The organism is Nostoc sp. 'Peltigera membranacea cyanobiont' 213, assembly GCF_002245975.1.
Lineage (GTDB): Bacteria > Cyanobacteriota > Cyanobacteriia > Cyanobacteriales > Nostocaceae > Nostoc.
This window is the reverse complement of record NZ_NOLI01000023.1, coordinates 62,859-73,754: the sequence shown is the minus strand read 5'-3', so window position 1 is coordinate 73,754 and position 10,896 is coordinate 62,859. Positions and strand designations below refer to the sequence as shown.

Here is a 10,896-nt window from a genome sequence, read left to right as displayed (position 1 = left end):
CAGAAAGTTCTTCTCTTCTAATGACCAATAACCAATGACCAATGACCAATGACCAATGACCAATGACCAATGACCAATGACCAATGACCAATGACCAATCCATGTTAAGATACTTCTCAATTATGAAAGCTGTGTTGGATAGGTGGATTTAAACAAACATGGAAGCAGCACTTTTATTAGCAAAACTGCCTGAAGCTTACCAAATCTTCGATCCTTTGGTAGACGTTCTCCCAGTCATCCCTGTATTCTTCTTGTTACTTGCTTTCGTTTGGCAAGCAGCCGTGGGATTTAGGTAAGTTAATTTATTTTTCAATTGAGTAGAACAGGTATATTGCCTGTTCTATTTTTTATGGCACTATATTTTATAAAATTAACATTTATTAATATTTTGTAATGTTTTAATATAATAAATAAGATATGAATCAAGCCATGTCAATATGAAGCCTTGAAAGCCAAGCTTAGAGTCAAGGAGGAAATCAGTTATGGGTAATATCAAATTCGTTAAAGAGAATAAAGAAGTCGTGGCGGCAGATGGTGCAAATCTCCGACTCAAAGCCATGCAAAATGACATTGATATATATACATTTATTGGCAAAATGACCAATTGTGGTGGTAATGGTCAATGTGGCACTTGCGTTGTCGAGATAGTCGAAGGACTAGAAAATCTTTCTCCCCGCACAGATGTAGAAAATCGTAAATTCAAGAAAAAGCCGGAAAATTACCGTCTTGCCTGTCAAACTTTAGTGAATGGCTCAGTCAGTGTAGTCACAAAGCCTTAAATTTTTGGGATCATCCGTGGTTAGCATTTGAGAAAGTAAAAAATTTGGGCTAACTCTGTCATTGATAATGGTATCCTAATCTTGTTGACTGGAAATTTAAGAGAGGCTTTCTTGCCATGCAAGTTAATGACCTGGGGTTCGTAGCGAGCATTTTGTTCGTATTAGTTCCCACTGTGTTTTTACTAATCCTGTACATCCAAACAGCTAGCCGCCAAGGTGGAAAAGATAGTTAAGAATTCGTGTATAAAATAATTAACCCCTGCACTATGTAGTGTAGGGGTTTTATTTATCAACCGCTAACTGATAACATTCGTGTAGGGGCAATTCATGAATTACCCCTACAGTCTTCTCTACTATTTAAAACAATTCTTATACTCAGCACTGTTTAGTTTAAGCGATCGTCCGCGCCAACAGTACTGGACAAGTGGCATTGACGCGAACATAGTCGGACAAGGAAGATCCGATGAGTCTGTCTATATCAACAAAACTCTTAGCGATGGATGGACGACGATCTGGAGAACCGAGCAATAATAAGTCTATATTCAACTCCTCTGCCAACCGACAAATTTCTTCACCAGGTTTGCCACTGCTGATATAACAACGAGATTGGATGCCCTGTTTTTGAGCTTCTGCAACTGCGGCTGCTAAAACTGGATTTTTATCTGAGTTAACCTCGGTTACTTCTGATTTTTTACCGCCTAAATCTGTACTAATATTTGCCAAAATTAACTGGCCTCCCTGAATATCTCGCAGTAAAAATAGTGCCAATTTCAAGCAGTTTTTTGCAGAATCAGAATTGTCTATTGCCACCATAATGCGCTTAATTCTTTTAACATAAATGTCATCTTTCACCAGCAACATGGGGCGAGAAGATAGCTGGAAAACATACTGACTGACTGAGTTCGATAAAATAGATTGCAGTCGCTTAAGTCCGCGTGAACCCATAACAATCAAGTCAGCATCGATTTCATCAGCTACTTGGCAAACTACATCTTTGGGATCGCCTTCGCGCAAAATTGAAGAAACCTGGCTAGGATCTAAGTTTAAAGTTTGAATGGCATTAGCCAGAATTTTACCACCATTTTCCCATTTAGTTGTCATGGTAGCAGCAGTATTTTGTGCCTGAACAACATGCAAAATTGTAACTTTCGCAGATTCAATTGAAGGGATTTCTCTCAGGGTTTTGAGCATTTCTTCTGCGTGTCCCAATCCTGATACAGTCAGCAAAATTTTGTTTATCATCTTACGTAATTGTTTTTAAGTTTACTTTTGTTTTCGCTGTTAGTATTTGGCTTAAGTCGGATTTTCACCGCTTTACTTGATAACCTAGTAGTCTGTCAAGCTAGTAATGAAAAGTTTGTAGTAAGCACTTTAGTGCTTAGAAAATAAGGACTTAAGTCCTTACTACAAACTTTCTTACCCATCAATTTAAACTTGACAGACTACTAGTTAGGAAGTTCGCACAAATAAACTTTGTTTCTTAGTATTTAATACTCAAACAAATAGCAAAGTAAAAAAATCTCAACAAAAGTTTAAGTTTATTTGCACCTAGTTACTTAACTTCTTAACTAGACTCCAATTATTAAGCATACTCTCAATCTAGTCTGATTAACTTAATAAAATATGATGTTAGTTATCATTGTTAATCTATGTTCACTTTTTTTAATTAGAAGTTAGTTAAGTATTGCAAAGAAATTCCCAAATAACTCTTTAGAATAATTGGTTGGCTGTAACCTTGAACAAGCGATCGCTTCCGGGTTAAATATCATAAAGTAATATTTTATACCAACAAAACCTCTCCCTGGTTTTAGTACTTAAAACCGTCCCTCTCTAACTCGGAGAGGGAGAGACTTGAAATTTAGTTTAAGTCAGGGAGAGGTTGATAGAATTGACGTTAACTTAGATGCGCTCCTGGTTGTCCGTTTTGGACTACAAAGGAAGCTAGGGTTTTGACAGAGGCATTCAAATCAACGATGCTTGAGACAACCCGGTAGTCACTTTGCCAGCATTCTGGGGTAAGTTTGCAACGGACGTATCCTCGGTAAGCACCATCAAAGAACTTAGTATGGGGATTGTTGGGTAGAGCAGCTTGAACTGGAGCAATAAATGATGTGGGAAAGTCAGAAGTAATTGAGGTTCCGACGAACTCAGTGCCTACCGTTGTTGAGTTGGGGTTATTAAAATCAAGCTTCAGATCGTGTACCCAACTAGAGTGAATGTCTCCGCTAATCACTACTGGATTAGAAGGTTTACGCTGGTTGAGAAAATTTAATAGTCGATTCCGTGCAGCCACGTAGCCATCCCACTGATCCATATTGAATACCCCGGGGGAGCCTGGACTACTATTAAAATTGTATTGGCCGAACATAACCTGTTGAGCAATTATATTCCAGCGCGATCGCGACCGATCTAAACCTTTTCGTAGCCACTGCTCTTGTTCTGAGCCGGTCATGGTAGCATTTGGATCAAAAGCTCCGGCGCAGCGAGGCTTTAGTCCATCATCACAAGGTTGGTTAGTGCGGTATTGTCTGGTATCTAGGACATTGAACTCGGCTAAATTACCGAAAGTCAACCGCCGATAAAGTAGTGCATCTGGCCCTTTCGGCAGCGAAGATTCACGTAGAGGCATGTGTTCGTAGTAAGCTTGGTACGCATTAGCTCGGCGTTTCTTAAAAGCCTCTTGGGTTTGGTTATCTTCGGGGGTTAAGTTAGCGTAGTTGTTGTCAACTTCATGATCGTCCCAAGTGACAATCCAGGGAAAAGCAGCATGAGCAGCTTGGAGACTCTCGTCTGTTCTGTACAGGGCGTAGCGATCGCGGTAATCTGCAAGAGTGATGATTTCTGGACTGTTATGCTGGCGTGGTCCACCAGATTGTGGCCCGTATTCGTAAATGTAATCACCTAGATGAACTACAAGGTCGAGATTTTCCTCAGCTAAATGCCGATAAGCCGTATAGTAGCCATTTTGCCAGTCTTGACAGGAGACAAAAGCAAAGTTTAGTTGTTGGGTATAGCTATAAAATGCTGGTGCTGTGCGAGTCCGTCCAATGGGGCTAACTTCCCTACCCGCTTCAAATTGATACCAGTACCAACGGTCAGGATCTAGCCCACGCACATCAACATGAACTGAGTGTGCTAACTCTGGTGTTGCTAGTACTGTTCCTCGCCGCACAACCTGTCTCATGTTTTCATCAAGGGCAACTTGCCACCGCACTGGCACATTTACCAATGGCATTCCACCTCCAGAGAGTGGGTTTGGAGCCAGTCGTGTCCAGATGACAACACCATCCGGCAAAGGATCGCCAGAGGCAACACCAAGACTGAAGGGATAGCCGGAAAACCTTGAGTTAGCTAATACGGGATGCCATTGGCTAGCGATTGTTAACCCCGTTAAGAATCCTGCACCCAACAAAAAACTCCGCCGTCTACACCGATTTGCTAGGAGGCGCGTGCCATCTATAAGTTCCATATTCACCTCTACCCAGATGTAAATACAAGGAACCTAGCAATCCAGGATCAAGCAGAAATTAAGATTTTGTTAAGTTTAAGATTGGGAATTGGGCATTAGTTCTTTATTCTTTCTCCCCCTGCTTCCCCATTCCCCATTTAAAATCTGCCATTTCCCTGAACAATGTGCTTGACGGTGGTCAAGGTTTCCAGGCTGATAAATCCCCGACGATGACCTTTTTGGTTAGACATGCCGAGAAACACTGAATCTCCCCGCGAGGGGTTGCGGGAAAAACGCGGGGAAGTGTTGATGTAGGTAGAGGCACTGTTAACTCCTAAAGCAAACTGCCGACTTTCCTGATAGGATTCAGTAACGATAGAGTCGGCATGACCGCTGCTGTGTTCATTAATCCAGGCGATCGCACCCTCTAAGCTATCTACCAGTTTAAAAGCTACTGTCTTCGTTAAATAAGGGTTTCCCCATTCGCCCTCCTTCACTAGGTGTAACTGAGGAAAAGCTTGTACTAGTTCCGCATCACCTTTAATTTCAAAGCCTTTTTCCATCAAGCTGTTCCACAGAACTGCTAAGGATGATGGCAAGGCTTGACGATGAATGAGTACCTTTTCAATCGCATTAACTCGATCGGGTTCGCTTTGATGGCTATCAAGAATCATCCAGCGCACCATTTCTAAGCTGGAATTTAGCGACCAGTAGAGGTAACAGTTACCCATCGCTGATTTTAATACTGGGCAAGTTGACTGTCGCACTACCTGCTGTATCAAGCTAGTACGTCCGTAGGGAATAACTAGATTTACGTATTGGTCTTGGGTGACTAAATCCCGAATGGAAGCACCACCTTCGGCTGCGATCGGTTCTACACAGCCCGGAGGTAGTCCAACTTCTGCGATCGCATTTTGCAGTGCCTCAGCGATAGCGGCGTTGGAATGGCTAGCTTCAGTACTGCCTTTGAGAATTATACTATTGCCAGTTTTGATGCAATAACCCGCTGCGATCGCCCCTAAATCAGGGAATGCTTCATAAATAAATCCAATCACTCCCAAGGGCATTAATTGGGTGTAACTCTGGGAATCTCCTAGTTGATAATCAGCAGTTCTGACGCGCCGCAACGGATCTGATAATTCCCCCAACCGTTGTAGAATGTCTACTGTCATCTCTAGCCTTGTGGGAGTCAGCTTTAGCCAGTCTAATATCAACTCTGGCACTGCCATTTCTCGACTAGCTTCTAAATCCAAGGTATTGGCTTCGAGAATGTCGTCAAATGAGCGCTCAAGCGCTTGTGCCATCGCCAATACTGCACGACTTCGATCTGCTCCCTTTGTGATCCCCAACTTTAGCGAAGCTTGATAGGCTCGTTGGGCGCTAGTAATTGGTTCGGGGTGGTCATCTAAAACTTCAACAGTCATTGAGTTAACGTCTGTAGGTAAGCCAGACCATTAATGCTGGCAGAATAGCTAATAGTACCGCCACCATTGCCCAAGCAATAATGCTGGAACCATTTGCTAATCGCAGTGCTAACGGCAGCCATATAATCACTAGCACGAAAATAATGCCAAGTGCTATAGGCAGATAGCTTTCTCCCAAGCGAGGATGGACAACATGCCAACTATTTCCCATCCAACGCCAAGCCCGCTTATAGGGATAGGTGGTAGAAAGCTGTTCTAGGACATGACCATTATCTTCTACTACAAAGATTTGCTGACAGCGATCGCAACCAAATGCTTCTGTCAACGTAATCGGAATTAACTGACCCCGGCGACGACAAGGACAGGGGTAGTCAGTATTGAAATCTATTTTTTCAGGTTTTTGAGATTGCACAAGCGTTCTAGTAACTTGAGCGTGTTTTACACGAACTACGACAATATAATCTTTTGGTAAATGCAATAGAAGCTTCTGCTACTATGAATTGCTCTCTTTGTATACATGGACTAGCGATGCAAATATCGCCATGATTGCAAACAGTAGATGCAGCAGACTCTAAGTATCCTAATTTTCCTATCATTACGGAGTTTTCTGTTTGTAGTCTTTCCCCGCAACTGACAATCTTATTTAAAATTTCCTTCTACATAAAATCTAGACAAAACTAGATTGAGAGCATAGGAGCGGTTATCCCTTAATATCCAGATACGATTCAGCTATCCGTGCATAAGTTTCGAGATTTATTTTTAGATACATTTAAATCTCAGTCAGCAGTGTCTGACATTTCTGATATACATAAACTTTAAGAGACTAAGATGCTTGAATTCCCCCATAATTGGAACAATTATTTACTAGATGGGTAAAATCTATCCACCATATCTAAATTACTTTATATTCTACCTATCTGCGAAATTTTTGAAAGTTGGGAACGATTCACAGGAATACAGCGCGAATCGCCAAAGATTTTAATGCACCCTAAAAATGCAAAACCCCTTGAGATTTTTAACTTCAAGAGGTTTTATTTGGAAGCGGGTGACGCGATTCGAACGCGCGACATTCACCTTGGCAAGGTGACGCTCTACCACTGAGCCACACCCGCAATCAATTGCCATATACAAATATCTCAGATTTATCCCTTATTGTCAACCCCTTTATTTTGTCATTGGTCATTGGTCATTGGTCATTGGTCATTAGTCATTAGTCATTAGTCATTAGTCATTGGTCATTGGTCATTAACGCCGTGTGCAACTTTCTCTCAAACCTAACCCCCAACCCCTTCCCTACAAGGGAAGGGGAGCAATAATCAAAGCCTCTCTCCCTGTGGGGGAGAGGAATGGAAGTGGGGTTCTAAAAATAAGTTGCACATCGCGTTCATTAGTCATTGGTCATTAGTCATTGGACAAATAACAAATGACAAATGACTTATTTAGCCTAGTTCTTCTGACTCGGCCGTTAAATTGCCGATGCTGGCACTTTGAAAAGAGGCTGGCAAAGACTGGCTGTTACGAGAATATGGCTCTGCTAGGTTAGAACGCAGTTGCCGCATCAGGCTTGCCATTTCTAGGGCATTCATCGCATAATCCCAACCATGATTACCTTTGATGCCTGCCCGTTCTAAGGCTTGTTGCATAGTGTCTACTGTCAAAATGCCAAAAATTACTGGCACTCCAGTTTGAAAGCTAGCGGCGGCAATGCCTTTAGAAACTTCGGCGGATACATAATCAAAATGGGGTGTTTGTCCGCGAATAACTGCACCTAGACAAATTACAGCATCATAACGATGGGAAAGTGCTAGTTGACGAGCTACTAAAGGTACCTCAAAACTTCCCGGAACCCAAACATAGTCAACCTGATTACCTTGGGGGTTAGGATCTACACCGTGGCGTTTCAAGCAATCTTGACATCCCTCTAGCAGCTTTCCGGTAACAAGGTCGTTAAATCGACCAATCACCACTGCAAACCGGAAAGGCTCCGTTTGGGTAAAAGTTCCCTCGAAAACTGCCATGACTGCCTCTTAATCAACTATAGTTCTGGCCAATATACATTTCTTATTTAAATGTAAAGGAGCAGGAAAGCACGGTTAGAAAAAAGGAAATCGGAAAAAATTTCTTCTTTTCTCCTTTGGTCAAAGACCATTGGCTTTTCTGCCCCTCTAGTTCTTATATTATGTGCCTGCGCCAGAGCGAAGCGGTCGCCTACACGACAAAAAAGTTTAACAAACCAACTAAAAATACCAAACCAATCCAGACACCAGAGCCAACCCAGATCAGTTTTTTAGATTCACCCCAATTTTGGGGAGTGGCATAAGCAACAGGAACGCCCACAACCAGGATAAAAGACAATAGGACTAGACCTATCAAGGCAAATTGGAATATTATGGTCATTTTTGCTTCTCCCAATACAGCGAAATACTAAGGATAGAATATCCTAAAGGGCGACACTGACACTTTCTTATTATTTTTAAGCTAGCAGAAATTGCAACATTTTAGTCATTTGTCCTTTGTCTAAGTACCGATGACTAATGACTCTTAATTATGGATTTAATTCTTTGCCACACAACAGCAGATTTTGACGCACTAGGAGCAGCTGTAGGATTAACGCGCCTACTACCAGGAAGTAAGATTGTGCTGACTGGCGGTTCTCACCCTCCTGTACGGGATTTTTTAGCATTGCATCGGGATGAATATCCGCTAATTGAACGCCGTTCGGTGAATCCTGAAAAAATTCGTTCTCTGACTGTGGTGGATACTCAACAGCGCGATCGCTTGGGTAAAGCTGCTGAATGGTTAGATTTACCCCATCTTGGAGAGATTATAGTTTATGACCATCACTTAGGACAAGAGTCAGATATTGCCGCGACGCGATCGCATATTTCTTCAGTAGGAGCCACCACAACTTTAATTGTGGAGCAATTGCAACAACAGCAAGTTTCCCTGAGTTCTGCCGAAGCAACTGTAATGGCTTTAGGTATTCACGTTGACACTGGCTCCTTAACATTTGACCAGTCCACACCACGGGATGCCTTAGCTTTGGCTTGGTTGATGCAACAAGGTGCGAGTTTATCGGTAATTTCTAACTACCGTGACCCTGGCTTGTCTTTGCAATTGCAGCAGTTATTAACTAAGGCGTTGGAAAATTTAGAATATCTTTGTCTGCGTGGATATACGGTTGCTTGGGTAACTCTTAAAACAGATGCTTTTGTGCCGGGGTTGTCGAGTCTGGCATCGCAACTAGTGGAATTAACTGAAATTGATGCCCTACTGTTGGCTAATGAGTATCTAGGTAAAGGGGATTCAAGCTTAAGTGTGATTGGGCGATCGCAAATTCCCAAAACAAATCTTAACCTATTATTCCAACTTCTAGGAGGCGGCGGTCATTCGCAAGCCGCATCGCTAAACCTAAGAGGAGTTGATTCACAAGCAATATTAAAACAACTCCTTGACGGGATAAAAGCGCAAATTCCCCATCCCCCCACCGCGAGGGATTTGATGTCTTCTCCTGTCCGCACGATTCTGCCTGAAACCACAATTGCCGAAGCCCAGCGCATTTTATTACGCTATGGACACTCTGGTTTATCTGTAGTCGATACTCAAGGGCAACTAGTAGGCATTATTTCGCGCCGAGATATTGATATCGCCTTACACCACGGCTTTAGTCATGCGCCAGTCAAGGGCTACATGACAAGAAATCTTAAAACAATTACACCAGATACAACACTGCCACAAATTGAGTCGCTAATGGTGACTTATGATATCGGGCGCTTACCAGTATTGGAAAATGAGCAGTTAGTTGGTCTTGTTACTCGTACTGATGTCTTGCGGGAATTACATCAGGAAAGGGATGAAAACGGAGAAGGGACAGAAGAGAGACAGAAAAGTAATATTAATCTCCCGCAATTGCAAAATAAACTTGCTCCTCAGTTATGGCAATTACTCACCATCGCATCGCAAGAAGCCGAAAAACGGGGTTGGCATCTTTATCTTGTCGGGGGTGCGGTGCGGGATTTGCTGTTAGCTGAGACAGTAGGTAGCTTGATGATTAAAGATATTGACCTAGTAGTTGATGGCTTTCACAAATCAGCAGATGTTGGCGCTGGTGTGGAACTAGCAAAAGCACTCCAACAACTTTACCCTGCGGCTCGTTTAGAAATCCACGGGGCTTTTCAAACTGCTGCTTTGTTGTGGCACAAAGACCCAGAATTCGATTCGCTATGGGTAGATATTGCCACGGCTAGAACAGAGTTTTATCCTTACCCGGCGGCGAATCCAGAAGTTGAGGCGAGTTCGATTCGTCAAGACTTGTATCGTCGAGATTTTACCATTAATGCGATCGCTTTGCGGCTCACCTCTCCCCGCTCAGGTGAATTACTCGATTTTTTTGGCGGTTTACTCGATTTACAAGCTAAACAAATTCGGGTTTTACACCCCAACAGCTTTATCGAAGATCCTACCCGCATTTATCGCGGCGTGCGCTTTGCCGTGCGCTTCGGATTTGAAATTGAACCGCAAACTGAAGAGTTTATCCGCTATGCCATCAACAGTGGCGTTTACGATCGCACTGCTCAAGAGAATAGCAAAACTCCAGCCCTGCAAACTAGACTAAAAACAGAATTAAAGCACATCCTAGAAGCCCCTTATTGGAAATCAGCTTTGCAGTTACTCGATAACTTAGGGGCGTTGCAATGTATTCATCCTACCCTCAAGTTAGATGGTTCACTCCTGCGGCAATTACGTTTGTTAGAACGTTGTTTGCGACGATTTGATGCTGAACAAACTCTCATTCACTGGCAAATGCGTGTAGAAGCATTAATCGCCCACCTAACACCTGAATATCGGGTTAAAGTAGCACAAAATCTGCAATTACAAGAGGATAGTATTGTTAGGTTGAAAAAGTTAACCCAAAGCTTTAGTCAAGTAATAAAATCTTTACCCACTTTGCAACGCCCTAGTCAAGTAGTGCAGTTGCTTCGACAGTACGACTTACCAATGCTGATTTTAATTGCTTTGCCAAGTCCGCGAGAAATTAGACATCAAATTTGGGAATATTTAACAGTTTGGGCGAATGTGCAGCCACTATTAAATGGCAATGATTTAAAGAAACTTGGTTACAAACCAGGGCCACAGTATCGGCAAATATTAGATGATGTAGTTGCTGCTACCTTGGATGGAGTGATTAAAGATAGGGTTGAGGCTGAAGAGTTTTTAGCCAAGCATTATTCTCTGTAATTTATAT

The 10,896-nt window shown here is 42.5% G+C and carries 10 protein-coding genes and 1 tRNA gene; 4 read left to right on the top strand and 7 right to left on the bottom strand.

All coding sequences use genetic code 11. The features are described from left to right. Positions 1-158 precede the first annotated feature (158 nt). The 3 genes from CDG77_RS09585 (at position 159) to psbM (ending at position 1,012) form a co-directional block, all read left to right on the top strand. The gene (locus CDG77_RS09585; protein ID WP_006195022.1) at positions 159-296 is read left to right on the top strand and encodes a photosystem II reaction center protein K; all 138 of its coding nucleotides are present in this window, start codon (positions 159-161) and stop codon (positions 294-296) included. A 186-nt stretch (positions 297-482) separates the two neighbouring features. Further along, positions 483-779 (top strand): 2Fe-2S iron-sulfur cluster-binding protein, encoded by a 297-nt coding sequence (locus tag CDG77_RS09580; RefSeq protein WP_094329158.1) that lies wholly within the window; start codon positions 483-485, stop codon positions 777-779. A gap of 116 nt (positions 780-895) precedes the next feature. After that, a complete protein-coding gene (psbM, locus tag CDG77_RS09575) occupies positions 896-1,012 on the top strand; it encodes a photosystem II reaction center protein PsbM (protein ID WP_012407089.1) in 117 nt (38 codons plus the stop codon). A gap of 157 nt (positions 1,013-1,169) precedes the next feature. Here psbM and CDG77_RS09570 read toward each other — a convergent pair whose 3' ends face one another. The 7 genes from CDG77_RS09570 to psbZ form a co-directional block, all read right to left on the bottom strand. After that, complete coding sequence (locus CDG77_RS09570; protein WP_094329157.1) at positions 1,170-2,021, bottom strand: universal stress protein; 852 nt, start codon at positions 2,019-2,021, stop codon at positions 1,170-1,172. A gap of 652 nt (positions 2,022-2,673) precedes the next feature. Next, positions 2,674-4,248, bottom strand: a complete 1,575-nt coding sequence (locus tag CDG77_RS09565) for an alkaline phosphatase D family protein (RefSeq protein WP_094329156.1) — start codon at positions 4,246-4,248, stop codon at positions 2,674-2,676. A gap of 137 nt (positions 4,249-4,385) precedes the next feature. Continuing rightward, positions 4,386-5,651 carry a glutamate-5-semialdehyde dehydrogenase gene (locus CDG77_RS09560; RefSeq protein WP_094329155.1) on the bottom strand — a complete coding sequence of 422 codons (1,266 nt, stop codon included), beginning with the start codon at positions 5,649-5,651 and terminating at the stop codon, positions 4,386-4,388. A 4-nt stretch (positions 5,652-5,655) separates the two neighbouring features. Next, positions 5,656-6,063, bottom strand: a complete 408-nt coding sequence (locus tag CDG77_RS09555) for a hypothetical protein (protein ID WP_094329162.1) — start codon at positions 6,061-6,063, stop codon at positions 5,656-5,658. Between the two features lie 628 nt (positions 6,064-6,691). Then, positions 6,692-6,763 (bottom strand) — tRNA-Gly (locus CDG77_RS09550). Positions 6,764-7,090: 327 nt separating this feature from the next. Beyond that, on the bottom strand, positions 7,091-7,669 hold the full coding sequence (gene ribH / locus CDG77_RS09545) for a 6,7-dimethyl-8-ribityllumazine synthase (RefSeq protein WP_094329154.1): 579 nt from the start codon (positions 7,667-7,669) through the stop codon (positions 7,091-7,093). A gap of 190 nt (positions 7,670-7,859) precedes the next feature. Next, a complete protein-coding gene (gene psbZ, locus CDG77_RS09540; RefSeq protein WP_094329153.1) occupies positions 7,860-8,048 on the bottom strand; it encodes a photosystem II reaction center protein PsbZ in 189 nt (62 codons plus the stop codon). 150 nt (positions 8,049-8,198) lie between these two features. On the opposite strand from psbZ, the gene CDG77_RS09535 reads away from it, so the two are divergent. Beyond that, positions 8,199-10,889, top strand: a complete 2,691-nt coding sequence (locus CDG77_RS09535; RefSeq protein WP_094329152.1) for a CBS domain-containing protein — start codon at positions 8,199-8,201, stop codon at positions 10,887-10,889. Positions 10,890-10,896 lie beyond the last annotated feature (7 nt).

Coding starts and splice junctions, on each gene's coding strand:
- CDG77_RS09560 (WP_094329155.1), bottom strand. CDS start 5,651: ATGACTGTTGAAGTTTTAGATGACCACCCCGAACCAATTACTAGCGCC.
- CDG77_RS09580 (WP_094329158.1), top strand. CDS start 483: ATGGGTAATATCAAATTCGTTAAAGAGAATAAAGAAGTCGTGGCGGCA.
- CDG77_RS09535 (WP_094329152.1), top strand. CDS start 8,199: ATGGATTTAATTCTTTGCCACACAACAGCAGATTTTGACGCACTAGGA.
- ribH (WP_094329154.1), bottom strand. CDS start 7,669: ATGGCAGTTTTCGAGGGAACTTTTACCCAAACGGAGCCTTTCCGGTTT.
- psbZ (WP_094329153.1), bottom strand. CDS start 8,048: ATGACCATAATATTCCAATTTGCCTTGATAGGTCTAGTCCTATTGTCT.
- psbM (WP_012407089.1), top strand. CDS start 896: ATGCAAGTTAATGACCTGGGGTTCGTAGCGAGCATTTTGTTCGTATTA.
- CDG77_RS09585 (WP_006195022.1), top strand. CDS start 159: ATGGAAGCAGCACTTTTATTAGCAAAACTGCCTGAAGCTTACCAAATC.
- CDG77_RS09565 (WP_094329156.1), bottom strand. CDS start 4,248: ATGGAACTTATAGATGGCACGCGCCTCCTAGCAAATCGGTGTAGACGG.
- CDG77_RS09570 (WP_094329157.1), bottom strand. CDS start 2,021: ATGATAAACAAAATTTTGCTGACTGTATCAGGATTGGGACACGCAGAA.